The organism is Streptomyces sp. NPDC008092, from assembly GCF_042957285.1.
GTDB lineage: Bacteria > Actinomycetota > Actinomycetes > Streptomycetales > Streptomycetaceae > Streptomyces.
The window spans coordinates 727,845-751,248 of record NZ_JBIBHY010000003.1 but is presented as its reverse complement, the minus strand read 5'-3'; the positions used below and the strand labels follow the sequence as shown (position 1 = coordinate 751,248).

The following is a 23,404-nucleotide window of genomic DNA, read 5'->3' as shown; positions in this document are numbered from 1 at the left end:
GCTCGCGGGGGGCCGGGCCGGAGCGGGTGGTCAGGGGCAGCTGATGCGGCCGTCACCCGGGTCGGTGGTGCAGGTGTCGAAGCCGGCGCCGCCGTTGGCGGTGTCGTTGCCGGACACGCCGTCGGTGGTGACGACACGGTCGTTGCCGGAGGATCCGTTCACGGTGTCGTTGCCCGGACCGCCGTAGAGTCGTTGCCGAGGCCGCCGTCGATGTTGTCGTTGCCGTAGTCGCCGTAGACGGTGTCGGCGCCGTCGTTGCCGCGGAGGGTGTCGTTGCCGCCCAGGCCGCAGATCACGTCGTTGCGGGAGGTGCCGTTGAGGGTGTCGGCCCCGCTGGTGCCGATGATCGTGCAGCCCCGGGAGTTGTTGACGGTCCCGGTCGCGGTGGCGGTGTTGTTGCCGGTCGCCGGGTCGGTCTGGGTGGCCGTGACCGTGGCCGTGTTGGTGAGCGTGCCGGTGGCGCGGGGTTCGGCGAGGACCGTGACCGTGGCGCTCGCGCCCGGGGCCAGCGTGCCGAGGGCGCAGCCGGCGCCGGTGGCGGTGGTGGCGCAGCTGCCCTGGGAGGGCGTGGCCGAGATCAGCGTGGCGCCCGCTCCGGAGAGGGTGTCGGTGAGGGTGACGCCGGTGGCGGACGCGGTGGAGGCGGTCGCGTTGGTCACGCGGACGGTGTAGCCGGCCCGGTCGCCGATGGTCACGGTGGAGGGGCCGGTCTTGGTGACGGAGAGGTCCGCGCTCGGCGGCGGGGGCGGGGGTGTGCTGCCGCCGCCCAGGTAGCGGGCCAGGGCGAAGTCGTCGTCCGGTCCGCCCTGGCCGGCGGCGACGATCCTGCCGTCGGACTGGACGGCCACACCGTGGGCGACGTCGCTGCCGCCGAAGCTCGTGGCCGCCCGGCCGCCGGTGCCGAAGCCGCTGTCCAGGCTGCCGTCGGTGTTGTACCGCAGGACGTTGAAGCCGCCCGGCCCGTTGCCGGCGACGACGATCCGCCCGTCGCTCTGCAGCTTCATGTCCTGGGCGCCGCCGCCGGGGGTGACGACGAGGCCGTTGCCGTCGAAGCCCGGGTCCAGGGTGCCGTCGGTGGTGTAGCGGGCGAGTGCGACCCGGCCGCCGCTCGAACCGGCCGCGACGATCCTGCCGTCGGGCTGGACCGCGAGCGCCTCGGCGGAGTCGTAGTCACCGAAGTCGGTGCGCTGGATGCCGCCGGTCCCGAACCCGGTGTCGAGGCTGCCGTCGGTGTTGTAGCGGGCGAGCACGAAGTCGAACCGGGTGGTCCCGACCTCGCCCGCGACCAGGATCTTCCCGTCGGGCTGCACGGCCAGGGCGCGTACGTCGCCGCCCTCCTGGAGGGAGCCGCCCAGCGCGGTGGTCACCTTGCCGTCACCGCTGAAGGTGGTGTCCGGGGAGCCGTCGGCGTTGTAGCGGGCAACCGCGGCCTGGCCGCCGACGTAGCCCGCGGCGACGATCTTGCCGCCGGGCAGCGCCACCACGTCCGTGGCCTCCTCGGGGACGCCGAAGTCGGTGAACACGCGGCCGTCGCCGTTGCCGAAGCTCGTGTCCAGCGAGCCGTCGGACGCCTTGTACCGGGCCAGTGCGAACCAGCAGCAGTTCTCGGGTCCCCGCCAGCTGCTGCCCGCCACCACGATGTTGCCGTCGTCGGGCTGCAGGGCGACGGCGTGGGCCTCGCTCCACTGGAGGCCCTCGTTGGACGGCAGGTTGTTGACGGCGGTGGTCACCCTGCCGTCGCCGCCGAAGGTGGTGTCCAGGGAACCGTCGGCGTTGTGCCGGGTCAGTGCGAAGTCGCCCTCCGAGGCGGAGCTGTCGAAGGTGGTGCCGACGGAGACGATCCTGCCGTCGGACTGCACCGCCACGTCGGCGGCGGAGTCGGTGCCGCCGAAGTCGGTGAGGACCGTGCCGTCGCCGGCGAAGGCGGTGTCCAGGTCGCCGGGGGCGGCGACCGCGGTGCCGGGCAGGGCCAGGAGCAGTGCCAGGAGGGTGGCCGTGACGGTTCCGGCGCGGATCGTGCGTGATCGAACACCAGGTGTGAACGGTCGAACGTGAGGTGTGAACATGGGCGACAGCGTTCCGACGCCGGTCCGCAAGTCGGCTCGCCACGAGCCGTCTTGGGCTCACCGGCCGCAGGAATCCACCCGCGCGGGTGAGGCCCGCACACAGGCGAAGGCCTGTCGCCGCCGGACTCCCGTCGGGGCGGACGGGAGCAGGTGACGACAGGCCCAGGAGCCGCGCACGCCGTTGTGCGCGGCCTCGCCGGTTCACACCGCGGCCGGTCGTGACGATCGCTGGTCAGGGCACACCCGTACCGGCCGCGGAGTCTTCAGTCGGGGCTCAGCCCAGCCGCTCCACGAGCGCCCGGTACTCGGCCCACAGCTCCTTCGGCGTGTGGTCGCCGAAGGTGTTGAGGTGGTCGGGGACGAGCGCCGCCTCCTCCCGCCAGACCTCCTTGTCGACGGTCAGCAGGAAGTCGAGGTCGCCGTCGGCGAGGTCGAGCCCGTCGGTGTCGAGGGCGTCCCGGGTCGGCAGCACGCCGATCGGCGTCTCGACGCCCTCGGCCTTGCCGTCGAGGCGCTCCACTATCCACTTCAGGACCCGGGAGTTCTCGCCGAAGCCGGGCCAGACGAACTTGCCCTGGTCGTTCTTGCGGAACCAGTTGACGTAGTAGATCTTCGGCAGCTTGGCCTGGGACCCTTCCCGCTCCGCGGCGGCCTTGCCCACATCGATCCAGTGAGCCATGTAGTCGCCCATGTTGTAGCCGCAGAACGGCAGCATCGCGAACGGGTCGCGGCGCAGCTCGCCGACCTTGCCCTCGGCGGCGGCGGTCTTCTCGGAGGCCACGTTGGCGCCGAGGAAGACGCCGTGGTTCCAGTCGAAGGACTCGGTCACCAGCGGGACGGCGGTGGCGCGGCGGCCGCCGAAGAGGATCGCCGAGATCGGCACGCCCTTCGGGTCCTCCCACTCCGGCGCGATGATCGGGCACTGGGCGGCGGGGACGGTGAAGCGGGCGTTGGGGTGGGCGGCCGGGGCGTCGGACGCCGGCGTCCAGTCGTTGCCCTTCCAGTCGGTGAGGTGGGCCGGAGTCTCCTCCGTCATGCCCTCCCACCAGATGTCGTCGTCGTCCGTCAGCGCCACGTTGGTGAAGACGGCGTTGCCCCACAGCGTCTTCATCGCGTTGGCGTTGGTGTGCTCACCGGTGCCGGGCGCGACGCCGAAGAAGCCGGCCTCGGGGTTGATGGCGTAGAGGCGGCCGTCCGCGCCGAACCGCATCCAGGCGATGTCGTCGCCGATCGTCTCCACGGTCCAGCCGGAGACGGTGGGCTCCAGCATGGCGAGGTTCGTCTTGCCGCAGGCGCTCGGGAAGGCCGCGGCGACGTACTTCGACTCGCCCTGCGGGGGCGTGAGCTTGAGGATCAGCATGTGCTCGGCGAGCCAGCCCTCGTCGCGCGCCATGACGGACGCGATGCGCAGGGCGTAGCACTTCTTGCCGAGCAGGGCGTTGCCGCCGTAGCCGGAGCCGTAGGACCAGATCTCGCGGGACTCGGGGAAGTGCGAGATGTACTTGGTCTGGTTGCACGGCCAGGCCACGTCCGCCTCTCCTTCCGCGAGCGGCGCGCCGAGGGTGTGGACGGCCTTGACGAAGAAGCCGTCGTCGCCGAGTTCGTCGAGGACGGCCTGGCCCATGCGCGTCATGGTGCGCATCGAGACGGCGACGTACGCCGAGTCCGTGATCTCCACGCCGAGGGCGGACAGCGGCGAGCCGAGGGGGCCCATGCAGAACGGGACGACGTACATCGTCCGGCCCTTCATGGAGCCGCGGAACAGGCCCTTCTCGCCGGAGAAGATCTCCCGCATCTCGGCCGGGGCCTTCCAGTGGTTGGTCGGGCCGGCGTCCTGCTCCTGCTCGGAGCAGATGAACGTGCGGTCCTCGACCCGGGCGACGTCGGTCGGGTCGGAGGCCGCGTAGTAGGAGTGCGGGCGCTTGATCGGGTCGAGCTTCCTGAAGGTGCCCTTCGCCACGAGCTCCTCGCACAGGCGCTCGTACTCGGCCTCGGATCCGTCACACCAGACCACGCTGTCCGGTTGCGTCAGTTCGGCGATCTCGTTGACCCACGAGACCAGTTCCTGATGGTGGGTGGGGATGACGGTGGGAGCCGCGATGTCGCGCGCCACGATTGCTCCTAAATGAGGGATTTTTGATCTTGCGGCCCTGTTTCAGGCCTTGTTGCCCCGTGGGGGCTGCGACCCGGATGCTTCGTAGCCGCTCATCCGGTGCCGACCGCACTCATTTGATCCTCCGACTCGATCTCCCATCTGTCCAGAGGGAGTCACAGATGAGCGACGTGAGGAAGGCCACGGTTTCTGCGTCCACCTGCGTTTCTTTGCGTCCACATTGAGTTCGCCTCAAGGTCTTTTTGCTCATCGATGTGAGCGCAACCGAGGCTTCGTGAGACGATGGCCACTCTCCGGCGGTCATCGAGCGGGACTGATCCGTAACTTACGGTTCCGTAGGTACGATGCCCCTCATGACTGCGTCCGTCCCCGACGCGCCCACGGAACCGCCGGCCGCCGGCCGCGGTCCCGCCGCGCTCTCCTCCCTGTCGCAACAGGTCAAGCCCAAGCTGCGCGGCTGGCTGCACCTGGGCATGTTCCCGGCCGTCCTCGTCGCGGGCCTCGTCCTCACCGCCCTCGCCGACTCGCCGCGCGGCCGCATCGCCTGCGGGATCTTCGCCCTGACGGCGTGCCTGCTGTTCGGCGTGAGCGCGCTCTACCACCGGGGCAACTGGACCCCGCGCATGGACGGCATCCTGCGCAGACTCGACCACGCCAACATCTTCCTGATCATCGCGGGCACCTACACGCCCCTGACCATGCTGCTGCTGCCCGACGCCAAGGGGCAGTGGCTGCTGTGGGGCATCTGGGGCGCGGCGGCCGCGGGCATCGTCTTCCGGGTCTTCTGGGTCGGCGCACCCCGCTGGCTCTACACGCCCTGCTACATAGCGATGGGCTGGGCGGCGGTCTTCTTCCTGCCCGACTTCATGCGCACCGGCGGTATCGCGGTCCTGGTCCTGGTGGTCGTCGGCGGCCTGCTCTACAGCGCGGGCGGCGTGATCTACGGCATCAAGCGCCCGAACCCGTCACCGCGCTACTTCGGCTTCCACGAGGTGTTCCACTCCTTCACGCTGGCCGCGTTCGTCGTGCACTACGTCGGCATCTCCCTGGTGGCCTACCAGCACGCGTAGCCCCCACCGCCGCTCCCCCGAGTGGCCACGGCTTCCGAGCCGTGGCCACTTTTTTCATGCCCTCCCCCACATTAAGACATCGACTCCCCATTGACAGCAACTAGATTTTGAGAGCTACTCTCATTTCATGGCTACTGTCACTCAACTTGAAGAGACACACCAGAACCCCCGCCGCTGGTGGGCCCTCGGTGCCCTGGTCGCGAGCATGCTGGTGCTCGGCTTCGACACGACGATCCTCAACGTGGCGCTCCCGACGATGGCCGGGGAGCTCGGCGCCACCACCAGCCAGCAGCAGTGGATGGCGGACGCGTACGTCATCGTCTTCGCCTCGCTGATGCTCCCCGCCGGACTCCTCGGCGACCGCTTCGGGCGCCGCCGGATGCTCGTCGTCGGCCTGCTGGTCTTCCTTGCCGGCTCGGTGATGGGCTCGCTGGCCGGCGACGTGAACTGGGTGATCGCCGCCCGCGCGGCCATGGGCGTCGGCGCGGCACTGGTGATGCCGCTCGCCATGTCGGTGCTGCCCTCGCTGTTCGGGCCGGCCGAGCGCACCCGGGCCGTCGGCATCGTCTCGGCCGCCTCGGCGCTCGGCCTGCCGCTCGGCCCGATCATCGGCGGCTTCCTGCTCAACCACTTCTGGTGGGGCTCGGTCTTCCTGATCAACGTGCCGATGGCCGCCATCGGCGTCGCCGCCTGCGTCCTCCTGCTCCCCGAGACCCGCGACCCCGCCTCCCCCAAGGTCGACGTCCTCTCCACCGCGCTCACCGCGGTCGGCCTCGGCGCCCTGGTCTACGCGATCATCGAGGCCCCCGACCGCGGCTGGGGCGACCCGCTGGTCCTCGCCCTGTTCGCGGTCGCCGCCGTCCTCGGCACGGCGCTGGTGCTGCGCGAGCGCCGGGCCGAGCGCCCCATGCTCGACATGGGGCTCCTCACCCACCGCGGCTTCCTGCTCAACACGCTCGCCGCGACCCTGGTGATGTTCGTGCTGTCCGGTCTGCTGTTCGTGCTGCCGCAGTACCTCCAGGCGGTCCTCGGCAACGACGCCTTCGGCACCGGCCTGCGCCTGCTGCCCATGATGGGCGGCCTCATCATCGCCGCGCGCACCGCCGAGCCGGTCGTCGCCCGCTTCGGCGCCCGCGCCGTGGTCGCCGCCGGCCTGGTCGTGCTCGCCTTCGCCGCCCTGCTCGGCAGCCGCACCTCGGTGGGCGACGGCTACGGCTTCACCGCGCTGTGGCTGTCCATCGCCGGCCTCGGCTTCGGCTTCTCGGTGGTTCCCGCCATGGACGGGGCCCTCGGCGCCCTGCCCGCGGACCGGGCCGGCAGCGGCTCCGGGCTGCTGATGACCACACGCCAGGTCGGCGGCGCGATCGGCATCGCGCTGCTCGGCAGCCTGCTGGCCGGCGCCTTCCGCGACCGCCTGGACGTCACGGGACTGCCCGCCCCGCTCGGCCACACCGCGGGGGAGTCCGTCGTCGCCGCCCACCTGGTGGCCGCGAAGACCGGCTCGGCCGACCTCGTCGCCTCCGCGAACGCCTCCTACGTCCACGGCATGGGCCTGGTCCTGATGGTGTGCGGGATCGCCGCGCTCGCCACCGCGCTGCTGGCCGCCGCGCTCCTGCCCAACGCCCCGACCGGGCGCCGCACCGAAGGGAACGAGTCCCCGGCCGTGGCCCCCGCCACGGCCGATGCCGGACAATGACCAGCATGACGGCACCGCACACCTCCCCCCAGCCCGGCCTGCGCGAACGGAAGAAGATCAAGACGCGCGAGGCGATCCGCGGCGCCACGTACGCGCTGGTCGAGGTGCAGGGCTGGGACGCCACGACGATCGAGCAGATCGCCGAGCGGGCCGAGGTGTCGCCGTCGACGGTCTTCCGGTACTTCCCGACCAAGGAGGACATCGTCCTCACGGACGAGTACGACCTGTTGATCATGGAAGAGCTCCGGGCCCGGCCCGCCGACGAGCCGTGGCCGACGTCCCTGCGCTATGTGATGCACCGGGCGATCCGGCTGGGCGTCAAGGACGATGCGGTGGTCTCCCGGCTGCGCACCCGGCTGATGGTCGAGGTCCCCTCGGTGCGCTCCCGGATGATGGAGAGCATGTCGTCCACCGGGCGCCTGCTCTGCCAGGCCATCGGGGAGCGCACCGGCCGCGACCCGGACAGCCTGGAGGTCCGGGTCTACGCGATGTCCTTCGTCGGCGGCCTGATGGAGGTCTCGATGTACTGGGCGGAGAACGAGCACGAGGGCGACTTCGAGGCCCTCGTCGACCGCGCCCTGGACGTCATCGAGTACGGCCTGCCCCCGGAAAACCACTGAGGTCACGGCCGTCTCCCGTGCCATCCTGACCAGGTGAACGCTTCCGAGATCCAGGTCGAAGTCGCCCCCGAGCTGGCCCTGTTCGTCCCGCACGCCCGCCGCGTCGGCGTCCATCCCCTCGCCGTCGACGGCGTCTCGACCCTCGGCCACGTCATCGAGTCCCTCGGCGTCCCCCTGACCGAGGTGGGCACCCTGGTGGTGGACGGCCGGGAGGTCCCCGTGGCGCACATCCCGGCGCACGGCGAGCGGGTGACCGTACGCCCGGTCGCCCGCCCCCAGCGGGTCCCCGGCGCCCCGCTCCGCTTCCTCCTCGACGTCCACCTCGGCACCCTGGCCCGCCGCCTGCGCCTGCTCGGCGTGGACACGGCGTACGAGTCGACGGACATCGGCGACCCGGCCCTCGCGGCCCGCTCGGCGGCCGAGAAGCGCGTGCTGCTCAGCCGCGACCGGGGCCTGCTGCGCCGCCGCGAACTCTGGGCGGGCGGCTACGTCTACAGCACCGGCCCCGACGACCAGCTCCGCGACGTCCTCGACCGGTTCGCCCCGGACCTGCGCCCCTGGACCCGCTGCACCGCCTGCAACGGACTGCTGAAGGACGCGACGAAGGACGAGGTGGCGGACCAGCTCAAGGGCGGGACGCAGAAGTCGTACGACGTCTTCGCGCAGTGCGCGGAGTGCGGGCGCGCGTACTGGAAGGGCGCGCACCACCAGCAGCTGGAGGCCATCGTGGCGCGCGCCCTCGCCGAGTTCGCCTGAGCCGTGAACCGGCCGCGGCCCGCTGTCAGTTGCGGCCCAGCGCCCGGTACTCCCAGCCGGCCGCGCGCCACTGGGCGGGGTCGAGGGCGTGCCGGCCGTCCACGACCCGGCGCCGGTTCACCACGGCGCCCATGGCCTCCGGGTCGATCTCCCGGAACTGCGTCCACTCGGTGAGCAGGACCACGACGTCGGCGTCCGCGGCGGCCTGCAGCGCGTCCGTCCCGTAGGCCAGCTCGGGGTGGACGCGGCGGGCGTTGTCCATCGCCACCGGGTCGTAGACCGTCACCTGCGCGCCGGCCCGGTGCAGGGTGGCCGCGACGTCCAGCGCCGGGGCGTCCCGGATGTCGTCGGAGTCGGGCTTGAAGGCCGCCCCGAGCGCGGCCACCCTCGTCCCGGCGAGCTCGCCGCCGACCAGCTCGCGGACCAGGTCCACGGTGCGGGCCCGGCGGCGCTGGTTGATCGCGTCCACCTCGCGCAGGAAGGCGACCGCCTGGGCGACGTCCAGTTCCTCGGCGCGGTGGATGAACGCCCTGATGTCCTTGGGCAGGCAGCCGCCGCCGAAGCCGAGACCCGGCTTCAGGAACCGGCCGCCGATCCGGTCGTCGTAGGCCAGTGCCTCCGCCAGCCGGTGCACGTCGGCGCCGGTGGCCTCGCAGACCTCCGCCATGGCGTTGATGTACGAGATCTTCGTGGCGAGGAAGGAGTTGGCGGCGACCTTGACCAGTTCGGCGGTCGGCAGGTCGGCGACCACCACCGGGGTGCCCTGCGCGATGACCGGCGCGAACGCGGCGCGCAGCTGCTGCTCGGCCCACGCGGACTCGGTGCCGAACACCAGCCGGTCGGGGTGCAGGGTGTCGTCCACCGCGAAGCCCTCCCGCAGGAACTCCGGGTTCCAGGCCAGCTCCACGGCGTCCCCGGCCGGGGCGGTGGTGCGGACCAGCTCCGCGAGCCGGGCCGCGGTGCCCACCGGCACCGTCGACTTCCCGACCACCAGGGCCCGCCGGTTCAGGTGCCGGGCCAGCTCGGTCACCGCACCCTCGACGTAGCGCAGGTCGGCGGCGTAGGAGCCGGGCTGCTGCGGGGTGCCCACGCAGACGAAGTGGATGTCGCCGAACTCCGCGGCCTCCGCGAGGCTGGTCGTGAAGTGCAGCCGGCCGGACTCCTGCGCCTTGACGAGGAGTTCGGGCAGTCCTGGCTCGAAGAACGGTACCTGCCCGGCTCTGAGCAGCTCGATCTTGCCGGGATCGACGTCGACGCCGAGCACCTCGTAGCCGAGCGTCGCCATGCACACGGCGTGCGTGGCGCCCAGGTAACCGGTGCCTATGACGGTCAGGCGGGGAAGGGCGTCGGTGCTGCCGGGAAGAGTGTCCATGATGCCTCCGAGGGGATGTCCGAGCGGAACGTGCGCATGCCGAGGACGCACGTGGGTGAAGTGGGTGGTGACGTGGGTGGAGCGGGTGCAGGAGAGGGTCCTGCGGCCGCGTGGGGCCCGGGTGCGGACCGGGCCCCTCGCCGTCAGGAGGAGCAGGCGACGTTGGCGAGGCCCTGCGCCGCGTCGGCGACCTTGTTGTCGCAGGTGACCTTGTTGTTCTCGACCGGTGCGAAGTGGAAGCCGTAGCCGGGGCCGTCCACCTGCGCGGTGTTGGCCTGGAACACGTTCCCGGTGCCCCAGCCGTCGAGGATCCGGTGGGTCTGGAAGCCGTCCTCGCGGGAGTGGCGGCCGGTGTTGCCCTTGATCAGCCAGTCGTTGCCCTTGACGTCGACCCAGGAGTCGTTGTGACCTCCGCTGAGGGCGGCGCCGTCGAAGGTGTTGCCGAGGAGGGAGCCCCCGGTCGTGCCCTCCTTGATGTCGACGGACTCCGCGGTGGTGTCGCTGACGTGGTTGCCGCGGATCACGTTGTCGTCGCTCTTGTCGGGCTTGCAGTCGGTGACGGTGCACCAGTTGGACTCGGCGGACCCGACGTAGATGCCCTCGCCGAACTGCTCCTTGCGCTTGCCCGTGGCCCGCACGGTGTTGTTCTCGACGACGTTGCCGGAGCTGAAGTCGCGCAGGTGGATGCCCTCGTCGCCGATGTTCTCGACGGTCAGGCCCTGGATGACGGTGCCCTGGACCTGGTCGGCCATGACCCCCTTCTGGCCGTTGCGCACGGTGAAGCCGATCAGCCGCCAGTGGCTGGCGCCGTCCAGGTGGAAGCCGTAGCCGCCGTCGACGCCCCCGGCGTCGATCACCGCGCCGGGGCCGCCGCACAGGAAGATCGGGCGGTCCGCGGTGCCGGGGGTGGCGGCGGTGAAGCGGTCCGGGTAGACCCCGTCCCGCATCTCGATGACGTCACCGGGCCGTGCCTGGTCCAGGGCGTCCTTCAGGGACTTGGCGTCGCTGACGGTGACGGTGGCGGCCGGGCACTTCACCGGTCCGGAGGACAGGGCCGCGGCCGAGCCGGTCGCGGTGGGCGTGGCCGGCCCGTCGGTGGCGGTCGTGCCGCTCGGTGCCGGGTCGGAGGCGGTGGCGCCGGGATCACCGGGGTCGCCGGTGTCGTCCCCGTCGTCCGTGGGTTCGGCGACCGGGATGGTGGGGCCGGCGGTGGGACCGGCGCCGTACACGACGGGCCGGCCGTCGCCGGCCGAGACGCCCGCGACGATCAGTGCCACCACCGAGATCACCAGGGCGGCCGAGGCCACCCACAGCGGCAGCCCGCCGGCCAGCCAGATCCGGCGCAGCCGCTCCGCGGCGGACTCGCCCGCCGCGGCACCACCGCCGTCGCCCGGACCGTTGCCACCCGGACCGTTGCCACCCGGACCGTTGTCGCCCGGGCTGTTGCCGCCCGGACCGCCGTCAGCGGACGGCGCCGCCGGGATGCCGTCGCTCATTCGCTCATCACCGGCTCCCGTCGGCGGCCCGCCACGGCGATCTCGTCCGGCGGCGGGGAGGGCAGCGGGGCCTTGTCGGAGTACGGGTGGACGATGACCGCGCCCCGCCCGCCGGCCCGGCGCCTGCGCCGGCCCATGACGGCCGAGAACAGGATGAGGAGCAGGATGCCCGTCCACAGCAGCGTCATCGGGCTCGCGTAGTGCTTGACCTTGACCCAGAAGGAACTGGTGTCGTACCAGGCGAAGGTCTGGTTCTCCTTGATGTCGGCACCGCCGTGCGAGCGGCTGGAGTCCAGCGCGCTGGGGCCGACCCCGCCGATGACGTTGTAGGAGACGGTCGTGCCGTCCACCCCGCCGACCAGGCTGACGCCGTGGTTGGTGGCGTCCTGGACGGTGTTGCCGCGTATCTCGGCGGCCGAGTCGCGGACGTAGACGCCGGTTTCCGGCCCGTCGATGATGTTGCCGGTGACGGTGGCGCCGGTGACCCCGTCGCGTACCGAGATGCCCTGCCGGTTCTGGCCGGTCAGGCGGTTGCCGGTGATGGAGACCTTGTCCGCGGCCAGGCGGGCCACGATGCCCATGTCACCGCCCTCGATGCGGTTGTTCTGCACGCCGACGTCGAAGCCGCCGAGCACCTCGACGCCGTAGCGGCCGTTGTCCTTGGCCACGCTGTTGGCGACCGAGTTGGAGCCGTAGCTGTCGACGGCCTGCCCGGAGGCGGAGGGCCCCTCGGCGAGCGGCCTGCCGCTGAGCGTGTAGCCGTTGCCGCCGTTGCCCTCGGCGGTGCAGCCGCTGACCCGCACCTGCTGGGTGGCCCGGGAGAGGATGAAGCCGTCGCCGCCGTTGTCCTTGGCGACCGTGCGCTGCACGAGCGAGCTGGAGACGAAGCGGTGCATGACCACCCCGTCCTCCAGGCTGTTCTCCACGGTCGTGTCGCTGATCTCGATCCCGGTCGCGCTGGAGATGAAGACCCCGAAGGCGTTGCCGGTGATGGTCGAGTGGGTGATCGACCCGGAGACGTAGGAGAGGCCGCCGGTGGAGAACCGGGCGTCGGGAGTGGTCAGTTCGCCCGACGGCATGGCCGTGACGTCGCCGCTGGTGGTGTTCTGGTCGCCCGAGCCGTCCTGCGCGCGGGCCCGCTCGCGTGCGGTCTTGCCGTGCACCTGGCCGGTGTCCTCCAGCGAGCCGGTGTTCGGCCGGTCGGTGCCGGTGAGGCTGAGTCCGCCGGTGCGCCCGCTCCAGAACCCCAGGTTCGCGAGTTTGGCGTGGGTCATCTCGAACTGGCCGCCGATGGTGCGGATGTAGGCGCGGCCGTCGCGGACGTCGCCGTCGGCCTTGTTGGCCTGCGGATCCCAGCTGGTGATGGTCAGCGGCGCCTGGGAGGTGCCCTGGAGGGTCAGTTCGCCGCCGAAGGAGACGATGGAGACGAAGCCGGTGCGGTTGCTGGCCATCCGCAGGGTGAGGCCGCCCGGGTTGGACAGCTTCAGCTTGGCGCCGACGTTGAGGTAGATGTTCTCGGTCAGCAGGTACGAGCCGTCCTTGCGCCGCACGAAGGTCTGCGGGGCGAGTTTCAGCAGGTCGGCGATGGTGTAGGGGTTGCTGCGATCGGTGAGTACCAGGGTGTACCCGTTGTCGGTGTCCAGCCGGTACGGCACGGTCCACTTGGTGGACTGCAGGGGCGCCACCGAGGTGAACGCCCGTACCTGGTTGAGCCGGTGGTCCTCGTCGGCGACCAGCGCGGCCTGGGTCTCGGCGTCCTCGGCGGCCAGTTTCTGCTTCTTGTCGCCGTCCCCGTCGGCGTGGGCCGTGCCGGAGGCGCCGAGCAGCAGCGACGCCGCCACCGCGAAGGCGCCCAGCAGGGCCGCGGTCCTGGCACCGGCCCGGCGCAGCCGGGTGCCGGGGCCGGGTCTTCTCTTCGTCCTGGGATACGTCATGAGGGGGGTGGCCATGGCGTCAGATCACCTCGGGCTGGAGGGCGGAGTGGCTCTGTCCGCCGCCGGCGGGTCCGGAGAGCGTGGCCGCGCTCTGGCCCTCGCCCCCGATGCTGGTGCTGCTGCGGGTGAGCCAGCCCTGCTTGTTCATGGTGGCGAAGGCGTACAGCTTGATCGGCAGCGAGATCATGATGACCACGAGGGCCGTCAGCGGCAGCAGGAAGATCTCCTGCGGGTGCCTGCGCAGGTGCGAGTAGCCGCGGACGGCCCGGCCCAGCAGCAGCCAGATCAGGGTGAGGACGATGCCGCGGGGGCTGAAGTCCAGCCGGCTCAGCAGCAGGTAGCCGAGGGCCATGCCCATGGTGACCGGGGTCAGCAGGATCTGCAGCACGGTGATCTTGGTGACCAGCGGGACCCGCCACAGCCAGCCCTTGTACAGCGCGGTGAAGTAGCACCGGTAGGAGTTGCGGCTCCACCGGACGCGCTGCTTCACGAAGGCCCGGAAGGACGACGGGAACATGGAGACCGCCCGCGCGGAGGACTGGTGCACGGTCTTGTAGCCCGAGGCCAGCACCAGCCAGGTCAGCCGGCCGTCGTCGCCCGCCACACAGCGGCGGCCGAGGAAGAACTCGTTCTCCAGGTTCTCCAGCACCGGCAGCACCGCGGCGCGGCGGTAGGCGGCGGTACGGCCGGACAGGCAGGCCACGGCACCGGCCCGGCCCATCGCGGGGACGTAGTCGTAGTAACGGAGGTTGACCAGCCAGTCGGCGATGCGGCGCCAGACGCTGGTGGTGCGCTGGTAGACGTTCTGCTGGGTGCCCACGCCGCCGACCGTCGGGTCCTCGAACGGCATCTGCACGGCGTCCAGCAGCCCCGGCTCCCAGCGGGTGTCGGAGTCCACCAGGACGAGGAGCTCACTGGTGGCGGCGCGTATGCCGACCCCCAGGGCGGAACGTTTCCCCCTGTGCTCGAAGGCGAGCACCCGGACCCGGGGGTCCTCCACCAGCGACAGCCGGTGCAGTACCTCGTGGTCCTCGACGTCAGGAACGATGATGATCTCGGCCGGGTCCTGGGCGAGCCAGGTCTCCAGGCACTCCAGCAGGATCTCGGGGTCCTCCCGGTAGGCCGGGACCACCACGGAGACACTGGTACGGAAGTTGTTGACGACCGGCTTGGCGAACCGCGAGAGCACCGCCCGGTACAGCCAGAGCGCCCAGACGAACAGTCCGGCCAGCCCCAGCGGCATCAGCTCCCGCCACGAAGTCTCCCCCACAGCCTCGACGATCCACGACCAGAGCTGGTCGAAGAACTCGGACAAAGTTGCGCTCTCCCCCCACATAACATGACTGCCACGGTCCGAAATGCGACAGAACCGGGCACTGCTCCAGCGATGCTAGGGGCTCGTGGGTGAACAGCGATCACACAGAGCACAAACTTCGCTCACAGACTCTTCACGCCCATCCCGCCCCACCCGTGACGGTGTGTCACACCTGCCACGGCATGGGTGGATCCTATGAGGGTGATGTGAAGACCGTGAACTCGTCTGATAAATGGCGTGTTTCGGCCCAACGACCGGAAAGCGCGCTCTATTCGAACATGCGCCCAGCGAGAGCGCCCCAAAGGGGCGCTGGGGGTACCCCCGGCCGAAGGCTGGGGGAGGAACTGCGCGAGCAACCCCCACGCGCCCGCGGCCGACAACGTGCCCTGTACCGACTTCAGCCCCCGAGTGCCGCCCGCAGCCGCTCCAGGTCGGCGGTCGGTGCGTCACACGTGAAATTGCGGCACACGTACGCGGCCGCCTCCCCGCCGACCAGCGGCCGCCCCGCGAGCAACGGGAACTCGTCACTCCCCTGAGTCCCCACAGCCACGACCGCACCGGGCGCGGTACCCAGCAGCGCCGTGCGATGCAAGGCGGCCGTGCGGGGGTCCGCGGCCGGCCCCACGACCGCCACCTCGCGCGGACCGTCGAGCAGCGCCTCGGCGACGGCGAGCCCCCACCCGACGAAGCGCGGCACGCGCGGCCCGAGCGTCCTGACGATCCCCAACGCCCTTTCCGCCGCCGTCCGATGGGGTTCGGCACCGGTGTGGGCCGCGTAGCCGAGCAGGGCACCGGCGGCCGCGGTCCAGCCCGAGGGCGTGGCGTTGTCGGTCGGGTCCTGCGGCCGCCGGATCAACTGCTCGGCGTCGGCGGCGGTGTCGTACAGGGCCCCGCTCTCCGGGCTCTCCTGGTCGGTGAAGCGGGCCAGGACATGGTCGAGGAGGAGTCCCGCGAACTCCAGCCAGACGCCCTCGCCGGTCACGGACGCGAGCGCGAGGAAGCCCTCGGCGACATCGCCGTAGTCCTCCAGCACGCCCGCGTTGGCGCCTGCCCTGCCGTCCCGGCTGGTGCGGGCGATCCTCGCGCGGTCGTCGAGATGGAGCCGTACGAGGAGATCTGCCGCGCCGACGGCGGCCTCGACCAGGTCGGGGCGGTCGAAGTAGGCGCCGGTCTCGGCGAGCGCGGCGACCGCGAGTCCGTTCCAGGCGGCGACGACCTTGTCGTCCCGGCCGGGTGCGGGGCGCTCGGCGCGGGCGGCCAGCAGCCGCCGCCTGACGGACTCGATCCGCCCGGCGTCGAACACGCCCTCCTGCTGCGGGAGCTGGAGCACGGACCGGCCGTGCTCGAAGGTGCCCTCCTCGGTGACCCCGAAGTACTGGGCGGCCAGGCCCGCGTCGTCCTCGCCCAGGACCTCACGGAGCTGGGCGGGCGTCCACACGTAGTACGCGCCCTCGACGTGCCGCCCGCTCCCGTCGTCGCTGTCGGCGTCCAGCGCGGAGGCGAACCCGCCCTCGGCGGTGCGCAGTTCGCGCACCATGAAGTCGGCGGTCTCCAGGGCGACCTGGCGGGCGAGCTCCGACCCGGTGGCCCGCCACAGGTGGGCGTACACCCGGCAGAGCAGGGCGTTGTCGTAGAGCATCTTCTCGAAGTGCGGCACGATCCAGTCGCGGTCGACGGAGTAACGGGCGAAGCCACCGCCGAGCTGGTCGTAGAGGCCGCCCCGGGCCATCCGCTCACAGGTGTCCACGGCCATCTGCAGCGCCCCCTCGGAACCGGTCCGGGCGTGGTGCCGCAGCAGGAACTCGATCACCATGGACGGCGGGAACTTGGGGGCACCGCCGAATCCGCCGCGCTGCGGGTCGTACTCGCGGGTGAGCCCGAGCAGCGCCTGTGCGAGCTCCTGCTCACCGGGCGGCCGGCCGCCCTCGTGCCCGAGCTCCCGCTGCGCGAGGTCACGCACGATCTTCCCGGCCACCTCGGCGACCTCGTCCCGCCGGTCCGCCCACGCGGCCCGGACCCCCTCCAGGACCGACCGGAAGGAGGGCATCCCGTGGCGGGGGGCGGGCGGGAAGTACGTGCCGAAGTAGAAGGGTTCGGCGTCCGGGGTGAGGAACACGGTCATGGGCCAGCCGCCCTGCCCGGTGGCCGCCTGCACGGCCTCCATGTAGACGGCGTCGACGTCGGGCCGCTCCTCGCGGTCGACCTTGATGCTGACGAAGTGCTCGTTGAGGTAGCCGGCGGTGGCCTCGTCCTCGAAGGACTCGTGGGCCATCACATGACACCAGTGGCAGGAGCTGTACCCGACGCTCAGCAGCACGGGCTTGTTCGCGGTCCGCGCGGCCTCGAAGGCTTCGGCCGACCAGGGCCACCAGTCCACGGGGTTGTCGGCGTGCTGGAGGAGGTACGGGGACGTCTCATGGGCCAGTCGGTTCACCCTCCCACTCTCCCACGGGGTCGGGAGCCGCGTAGAAGCGCAGATTGACCCGGCGCGCCCCGTCGGGGACGGCGTCGTCGGGGTGGCCGTAGCGGTCGAGGAGTTCCTGGTAGGCGCGTACGAAGTCGTGGAGGTCGGTCTTCGTCATCCAGGTGCCGGTGCGCTGCACCTGGGCCCAGCCCCGCGGGCCCCGGTACTCCTCGTGGGCACGCCGGAAGAGCCTGGTGTCGACCTCGATCTTCAGGAGGGCGAGGTGCTCGGCCGCGGCGTACTCCTCGGTCGTCATGGTGGCCGGGTCGGGCGTGGTGTGGCTGAAGGGCAGGCTCCGCCACCAGCGCTCCCGGCCGCCCGACTTCTCCGGGATCTCCTCGATGAGCTTCTGCTCGGCGAGCTTGCGCAGGTGGTAGCTGGTGGTGCCGGAGCTCTCGCCGAGTTCACGGGCGAGCACGGTGGAGTTGGCCTCGCCGTGCCGGCCGAGGTAGTCGAGGATCCGGCGGCGCAGCGGGTTGCCGAGGGACTTGTAGAGGGCGGTGCGTTCGAGGCTGGTCAGCTCGGCGGGGGCGGTGGGGGTCTCGCTGTGTGCGGGGGGCTTCCCCGTGGGTGCGGCGGGCATCCCGGCGGGTGCGGGGGGCCCGGCGGACCCTGCGGGTGCGGCGGGCTCGGGGGGTCCGGCCGTCCGGGGCGTGCCGTCGGTCATGCGGCCACCGTATCCCCGACTCGGAGAACCCCGGGGCCCGCGCCCCTGGCCCCGGGCCCCTAGCCCGTGGCCCCGCGTTCCTGACCCCTGGCCCCTGGCTCCGAGAACCCCGAAAGCCCTGCGAACCCTGAGACATCCCTGAGCCTCCCTGACGCTCCCCCGATGTCTGCCGAATTTTCTTTGCAGAATTTTCTCTGCGGTCTAGCGTGAAGGCAATGGCGGAGGAGCCGGACGGATTCACAGGTTCCACAGCCGCGGATCCGGAACAAGGCGAGGGGGATCAGGTGTTCAACGGGTTGACGGCGACGCAGACCCGAAGGGCGAAGCGGATGAGGCGGCTGAAACGGTGGGCACTGATCCTTCTCGGATCGTCCTCCGTGCTGCTCGTGCCGTGGATGGTGGTGCTGGCGCTGACGCTGCCCACCAAGACCGAGGTCCACAACTGGTCGGTGGCCTGGATCGGGCTGGACGTCCTGATGGCGGCGGGGTGCGCGGCCACGGCGGTACTGGGCCTGCGGGGCGACGCCCGGGCCCGGCTCACGGCGTCGGCGACCGCATCCGTCGCGGTACTGGACGCGTGGTTCGACATAACGACGTCGGCGATGGGCTCCGAACTGCTGGTGGCGCTGGCGAGTGCGGTGGCGGAGGCGGGGCTGGCGGCGGCCTGCGTGTACCTGGCCCTGTCCAAGGGGTGGGGCCGGATGACCGCCCAGCCCGGCCCGGCCGCCCGGTGACCGGAACCGGCCGCCCGGCAGCCGCGACCACCGAACCCTCACCCACCCCCTGATCGTCGCCCCCTCGCCATCGCGACCCTTCGCAAGGACACTTGCAGACAAAGGAGTTGCCGCTGGAGGGGGACGGAACATGCGGGACGCCCATCGGGCGGAAGCCGATCGGCTGCTGGTACGGGCCGTGGAGGAGGAGGTCCGCCGTTCGGGCGGCCGCGTCGACGGGCAGGTACTGCTGTCCCGCGCACGCGGCGGGCTCGACGAGATGGAGCGGACGGCCGCCGAGGAGTACGCGGCGTACACCCACGCCCTCGACGAGACGGAGGCAGGCCGGCCCAGCTTCGGCCGGCGCTACGCCAAGGAAGGCTCCGGAACTCCCCTGCTGGTCGCGGCCGTCGCGGCGGTCGCCGCCACCGTCGCCGACCTCTCCCTCGGCACCGGGGCGGCCACGGCGCTCGGCGCGGGCGTGGCCGTCGGGGTGGTCGGGGCGGCCGCCACGGTCGTCAAGGTCGCCGGCTCCCATCTGCCCGCCGCTCATCACCACGCCGGCGCGGCCGGTCAGCCCGGCGGCCCCGAGCAGCTGCGGCTGCAGTGGCTGACCGCGCTGGAGGTGCGGGGCATCCGGCCCTTCCTCGATCAGCAGCGGGTGCTCAGCGCCTCCACGGGACCGAAGAAGCAGGGCCCGGGGCTGCGCGGCGCGGACAAGAGCGCGGCGGCCCGCAGGCGTACGGTGCTGCAGCAGTCGTTCGGCCAGCTCCCCGACGCGGACCGGCCGTTCGCCGGCCGGCAGCAGGAGCTGGCGCGGATCCGGCAGTGGGCGCAGGCGGCCCGGGCGACCACGGAGACCCGGCCGGCGGTCGTGGTCCTGCACGGCGAGCCCGGCTCCGGCCGTACCGCCCTCGCGGTGCGGGCCACCCACGAGCTGAGGGACCTCTTCCGGGGTGCGGTCGTCGTCGACCTGCGCGGCGCCAGCCGGGAGGAGCCGCCGCTGTCCACCCGGGACGCCCTGCTGCATCTGCTCAACCGGCTGGGCGCGCCGCGCGAGCAGCTGCTGTTCCGTGAGCGTTCCTCGGCCGACCAGCAGGTCAAGCGGCTGAGCGAGCTGTACCACCAGCACCTGGCGGGCCTGCCGGTGACGATCGTGCTGGACGACGCCTCGGATCCGGAGCAGGTGCGCACGCTGGTGCCGGAGCGTTCCGACAGCCTGGTCCTGGTCACCGCCCGGGACCAGCTCGACCTGCCCGCCGACCTGCCGGCCCGGGTGCACCGGCTGCCGGTCACGGCGCTGGACGCGGCCGGCGCGGAGGAGCTGCTGGGCGCGGTGGCCGAGGAGGTGTCGGGGCCGTACGACGCGCAGTCCGCGGACCGGATCCGGGAGTTGTGCGGCGGGCTGCCGCTGGCGCTGCGGGTGGCGGGTTCGTCGCTGGGTTCGCGTTCACCGCTCCAGCTGGCCACGGACCTCGGCGCCTACGGTCCGGTCGGGCCGGTGGAGCGGGTGCTGTGGCTGCGGTACACCGACCAGTCGGAGACCGGGCGGCGGCTGCTGAGAAGGCTGGCGCTGGCCGGCCGGGCCTCGATGGGCGCGGCGGCCGCGGCCGCCCTGCTGGGCACCGACGAGGCCGAGGCCACGCGCCACCTGGTCACGCTCACCCGGGCCGGCCTGATCGACCACGTCCGCGGCAGCCGTTACCGCCTGCACGACCTGGTCCGCTCGTTCGCCCAGGCCCGGCTCCTGGACGAGGAGACCCCGGCCGACCGCACGGCGGCGCAGGAGCGGCTGATCGTGAACTACGCGGAGCTGGCCGACTCGGTGCTGCGGCTGGTCGACGGCAACATGTCGACCCGCTCGGACCGGTTCAGCCCGCACGGCTTCACCTCGCTCGACGAGGCGCTGCGCTGGCTGGACGACGAGTCGAGCTTCATCACGGCGGCGCTGCGGCACGCGGAGGGCGTCGACCAGGCGGCGGTGCAGAACCTGCTGGGCGCGCTGTGCGACTACTGCCTGCTGCGCGGCGACCTCTACCGGCTCGGTGAGATCAGCGAGCTGGCGCAGTCGGTGGACCAGGGCCTCCTTGTCCGCTCGGTGCAGTGGCGTACCGGTATCGCGGCCCGTCAGCTGGGCGAGCTGGACAAGGCCCGCACCACTCTCACCTCGGTCGTCGACCTCTACCTGGAGGCGCATCACGACGCGGGTGCGGCCCGCGCGCTGTGTTCGCTCGGGATCACCCTGCACCACCAGGGCAACCTCACCGAGGCGGCGGCCAAGCTCCAGGAGGCCCTCGACCTGCAGGCGGCCCCCGAGCTGGCGACCGACCGGGCGTGGACGATGCACGCGCTGGCCGCGGTGCAGCGCGACCGGGCCAGGCTGCCCGAGGCCCTCGACCTGCTCACCCGCTCGCTCGTCCTGCACCGGGAGGGCGGCTCGGTGCACGGCGAGGCCTGGGCGCACTTCCAGCTCGGCCAGCTGGCGCTGCGCATGGGTGACGTACCGCGGGCGGACCGGGAGCTCGGGGCCGCGCTGGACCGCTACCGCCGTACCCGGGACGCCCGTGGCGAGGCCTGGGCGCTGACCCAGCTGGCGCGGGCCCGGCTGGTGGGCGGCGACGCGTCCCCGGCGGCCGACGGACTGCGGGCGGCGGCGGCCCGGCACCGGGACAACGAGGACGCGCGCGGCGAGGCCTGGACGGTGTACTACCTCGGCCTGGCCCTGGAGGAGACCGGCAACCTCGACCACGCGGTCCGCGAGCTGGAGCGCTCGCGGACGATGTTCTCCCGGATGCGGGACGTCTACGGCCTGGCCTGCGCCCGCCACCACTCGGCCCGGGTCACCCGCGACCAGCGGGCCGCCCAGACCGGCTCGCTGCGCAACTCGGGCTTCGCCCGCCAGCTCCTCGTCGACGCCCGCGCCGACTTCCAGCGCATCGGCGTGGTCCACGGCGAGGCCTGGACCTGCCTGGAGCTGGCCGTCGTCGACGCCGGCAACACCCGCACCCAGCAGGCCCTCGCCCTGTGCGACGAGGCGGTCGTCCTGTTCACGTCGTACGGCGACCGGCGCGGCGAGGACTGGGCCCGCTTCCTGCGCTGCACCCTGCTTCCGTACGCCGCGCCCGGCGGCGTGGAGGTCGGCACCGCCGTCGCCCAGGAGGAACTGGCCCAGCTCGCCCGCACCGCGCATCCGCTGCGCGACGGGAAGCTGGCCGAGTACGTCACGGCGTACGGCCTGCTCCTGGAACGCGCGGTGCGGCTGGAGTCGGGCTGGCAGGCCTGGCGGCTGGGCATGGTGCCCAGCCGGCACGCCCGCGAGGTGATGGGCGTGCCGGTTCCGGCCGGGACGTGACGCCGGTCAGCCCTTGGGATCGGCCGCCGGCGCCTTGGAGTCCGCCCCTGCCTGGACGGTCCGGGCGGAGGCGGACTCCTTGAAGTCGACCTTCTGCATGTGCTTGTTCATGGACTTCATCAGGCCCCAGACCGCGAGGGCCATCACCGCGAAAACGATGAAGCCGAGGACTCCGGGGGTGACCTTGTTCTCGTCGACCTCCTTGGCGAGGGGGACGAGGTGCGTCAGTGCCAGGCTTGCGCTCATGTCAGGCATTGTCGCGGATGCCCGCAAAGAGGTCGTCCTCGGGGAGGGAGGTATCGACGAGCGACTTCGCCAGCTCGTACTCCTCGGTCGGCCAGACCTCCTTCTGGAGGTCCATCGGCACCTTGAACCAGCCGCCGTCCGGGTCGATCTGCGTGGCGTGCGCGATCAGCGCCTTGTCGCGGATCTCGAAGAACTCCGCGCACGGGATGTGCGTGGTCAGGGTGCGCTCGGTGCGCTCGAACTCGTTCCACCGCTTCAGCCAGTCCCCGTACGGCGACTCCAGGCCGCGCTCCAGCATGGCGTTGTGCAGCGCCTCGGTGCGCGGGCGGTTGAAGCCCTGGTTGTAGTAGAGCTTCTGCGGCTGGAAGACCGGCCCGAACTCGGCCTCGGGGTACTTCTCGGCGTCCGCCGCGCCGTCGAAGGCCACCATCGAGATCTTGTGGGTCATGATGTGGTCGGGGTGCGGGTAGCCGCCGTTCTCGTCGTAGGTGGTGATCGCCTGCGGGCGGAACGCGCGGATCTTGCGCACCAGCTCGCCGGCCGCCTTGTCGACGTCCTCCAGGGCGAAGCAGCCCTCGGGCAGCGGCGGCAGCGGGTCGCCTTCCGGCAGACCCGAATCGACGAAGCCGAGCCACTCCTGCTTGACGCCGAGGATCTCGCGGGCCTCGTCCATCTCCTTCTTGCGTACCTCGTGGATGTGCTCCTCGATGTACTTGTCGCCCTGCAGCTTGGGATTGAGGATGGAGCCGCGCTCCCCGCCCGTGCAGGTCACCACCAGCACGTCCACCCCCTCGGACACGTACTTCGCCATGGTGGCCGCGCCCTTGCTCGACTCGTCGTCGGGGTGGGCGTGGACGGCCATCAGTCGCAGCTGGTCAGTCAAGACTCAATCCTTGGTAACTCGGCGCCCCGGTAGCTCGGGGGCAATCGGCGGCTTCTATAGTGACCGAATCGGGGGGCGAATAATTCCGGGGTCCGGTTCTCGAACGGGTCCGGGGTGGTTCCTGCCAGGAGGACGATCATGAGTACCGCGAGCACGCGGCTGCCCGAGGGCCGTTACGGCAGCTCCTCGGACGAGCGCGCCGACCGCAAGCTCAAGGTCGCCGGCGCGGTGCTGGGCGCGCTGCTGCTCGTCCTGGTCGGCTACTGGGCCTACCACTATGTCGTACAGAACAAGATCAGCGCCCAGGTCGTCACCTTCGCCGCCTCGGCCCACGCGGTCGAGGTGCATCTGGAGGTCCACAAGGACGCCGGCGCCTCCGGCTACTGCACGCTGCGCTCCCAGGCGGCGGACGGCTCCGAGGTGGGCCGGGCGGACTTCCGCTTCACCGGGTCCGCGACCGAGATCGACCGGGTGGTCACGCTCCGTACGACGGCCCGTGGCACCACGGCGGAACTGCTCGGCTGCCACGCCGACTGACATCAGCCGGAAAACGTAGGCGCTGACCTGCGTTGACGTGATTCTGATGGCTTATGTCCTCCCCCTTCCGCCGTTGAATTGTTAGGCTCGTGGTTTCGCCCTTC

General features: G+C 71.7%; 17 protein-coding genes and 1 pseudogene. 7 read left to right on the top strand and 11 right to left on the bottom strand.

Translation table 11 applies throughout. From position 1 onward, the window contains the following. Positions 1-30 precede the first annotated feature (30 nt). The 3 genes and pseudogenes from ACFZB3_RS12720 to ACFZB3_RS12710 all read right to left on the bottom strand — a co-directional run bounded on the left by ACFZB3_RS12720 (position 31) and on the right by ACFZB3_RS12710 (position 4,179). Positions 31-291: a hypothetical protein gene (locus ACFZB3_RS12720; RefSeq protein WP_391374077.1), complete on the bottom strand. Its 261-nt coding sequence runs from the start codon at positions 289-291 to the stop codon at positions 31-33. After that, positions 234-2,066: pseudogene (locus tag ACFZB3_RS12715) on the bottom strand (calcium-binding protein); the annotation flags it as partial. The pseudogene ACFZB3_RS12715 and the gene ACFZB3_RS12720, both read right to left, overlap by 58 nt. Before the next feature lie 274 nt (positions 2,067-2,340). Continuing rightward, positions 2,341-4,179, bottom strand: a complete 1,839-nt coding sequence (locus tag ACFZB3_RS12710) for a phosphoenolpyruvate carboxykinase (GTP) (RefSeq protein WP_391373799.1) — start codon at positions 4,177-4,179, stop codon at positions 2,341-2,343. Between the two features lie 353 nt (positions 4,180-4,532). Between ACFZB3_RS12710 and ACFZB3_RS12705 the strand changes: the two genes are divergently transcribed. The 4 genes from ACFZB3_RS12705 (at position 4,533) to ACFZB3_RS12690 (ending at position 8,321) form a co-directional block, all read left to right on the top strand. Continuing rightward, positions 4,533-5,249: a hemolysin III family protein gene (locus ACFZB3_RS12705; RefSeq protein ID WP_391373797.1), complete on the top strand. Its 717-nt coding sequence runs from the start codon at positions 4,533-4,535 to the stop codon at positions 5,247-5,249. Between the two features lie 127 nt (positions 5,250-5,376). Next, on the top strand, positions 5,377-6,945 hold the full coding sequence (locus tag ACFZB3_RS12700) for a DHA2 family efflux MFS transporter permease subunit (protein ID WP_391373794.1): 1,569 nt from the start codon (positions 5,377-5,379) through the stop codon (positions 6,943-6,945). Continuing rightward, positions 6,942-7,565, top strand: coding sequence for a TetR family transcriptional regulator (locus tag ACFZB3_RS12695; RefSeq protein ID WP_391373791.1), 624 nt, complete (start codon positions 6,942-6,944; stop codon positions 7,563-7,565). Before ACFZB3_RS12700 ends, ACFZB3_RS12695 begins: the two co-directional genes overlap by 4 nt. 33 nt (positions 7,566-7,598) lie before the next feature. Then, complete coding sequence (locus tag ACFZB3_RS12690; RefSeq protein ID WP_391373788.1) at positions 7,599-8,321, top strand: Mut7-C RNAse domain-containing protein; 723 nt, start codon at positions 7,599-7,601, stop codon at positions 8,319-8,321. A 25-nt stretch (positions 8,322-8,346) separates the two neighbouring features. Here ACFZB3_RS12690 and ACFZB3_RS12685 read toward each other — a convergent pair whose 3' ends face one another. The 6 genes from ACFZB3_RS12685 to ACFZB3_RS12660 form a co-directional block, all read right to left on the bottom strand. Next, complete coding sequence (locus ACFZB3_RS12685) at positions 8,347-9,693, bottom strand: nucleotide sugar dehydrogenase (protein ID WP_391373785.1); 1,347 nt, start codon at positions 9,691-9,693, stop codon at positions 8,347-8,349. 143 nt (positions 9,694-9,836) lie between these two features. Then, complete coding sequence (locus ACFZB3_RS12680; protein ID WP_391373783.1) at positions 9,837-11,189, bottom strand: right-handed parallel beta-helix repeat-containing protein; 1,353 nt, start codon at positions 11,187-11,189, stop codon at positions 9,837-9,839. Continuing rightward, positions 11,186-13,138 carry a right-handed parallel beta-helix repeat-containing protein gene (locus ACFZB3_RS12675; RefSeq protein ID WP_391373780.1) on the bottom strand — a complete coding sequence of 651 codons (1,953 nt, stop codon included), beginning with the start codon at positions 13,136-13,138 and terminating at the stop codon, positions 11,186-11,188. The genes ACFZB3_RS12680 and ACFZB3_RS12675 overlap by 4 nt, the downstream gene beginning before the upstream one ends. 4 nt (positions 13,139-13,142) lie before the next feature. After that, positions 13,143-14,438, bottom strand: a complete 1,296-nt coding sequence (locus ACFZB3_RS12670; RefSeq protein ID WP_391373777.1) for a glycosyltransferase — start codon at positions 14,436-14,438, stop codon at positions 13,143-13,145. Positions 14,439-14,835: 397 nt separating this feature from the next. After that, complete coding sequence (locus ACFZB3_RS12665; protein ID WP_391373775.1) at positions 14,836-16,872, bottom strand: DUF255 domain-containing protein; 2,037 nt, start codon at positions 16,870-16,872, stop codon at positions 14,836-14,838. Beyond that, positions 16,853-17,569 carry a helix-turn-helix domain-containing protein gene (locus ACFZB3_RS12660; protein ID WP_391373772.1) on the bottom strand — a complete coding sequence of 239 codons (717 nt, stop codon included), beginning with the start codon at positions 17,567-17,569 and terminating at the stop codon, positions 16,853-16,855. Before ACFZB3_RS12660 ends, ACFZB3_RS12665 begins: the two co-directional genes overlap by 20 nt. Positions 17,570-17,898: 329 nt before the next feature. On the opposite strand from ACFZB3_RS12660, the gene ACFZB3_RS12655 reads away from it, so the two are divergent. Further along, positions 17,899-18,303: a hypothetical protein gene (locus ACFZB3_RS12655; RefSeq protein ID WP_391373770.1), complete on the top strand. Its 405-nt coding sequence runs from the start codon at positions 17,899-17,901 to the stop codon at positions 18,301-18,303. 130 nt (positions 18,304-18,433) lie between these two features. Further along, positions 18,434-21,634, top strand: a complete 3,201-nt coding sequence (locus tag ACFZB3_RS12650) for a tetratricopeptide repeat protein (protein WP_391373767.1) — start codon at positions 18,434-18,436, stop codon at positions 21,632-21,634. A 6-nt stretch (positions 21,635-21,640) separates the two neighbouring features. Here the strand turns inward: ACFZB3_RS12650 and ACFZB3_RS12645 are convergent, their stop codons facing one another. Further along, on the bottom strand, positions 21,641-21,889 hold the full coding sequence (locus tag ACFZB3_RS12645; RefSeq protein ID WP_391373765.1) for a hypothetical protein: 249 nt from the start codon (positions 21,887-21,889) through the stop codon (positions 21,641-21,643). After that, entirely contained in the window at positions 21,882-22,763 is an 882-nt protein-coding gene (gene mca / locus ACFZB3_RS12640; protein WP_391373762.1) for a mycothiol conjugate amidase Mca, read from the bottom strand. Before mca ends, ACFZB3_RS12645 begins: the two co-directional genes overlap by 8 nt. A gap of 138 nt (positions 22,764-22,901) precedes the next feature. On the opposite strand from mca, the gene ACFZB3_RS12635 reads away from it, so the two are divergent. After that, the gene (locus ACFZB3_RS12635; RefSeq protein ID WP_391373759.1) at positions 22,902-23,300 is read left to right on the top strand and encodes a DUF4307 domain-containing protein; all 399 of its coding nucleotides are present in this window, start codon (positions 22,902-22,904) and stop codon (positions 23,298-23,300) included. Positions 23,301-23,404: the final 104 nt, after the last annotated feature.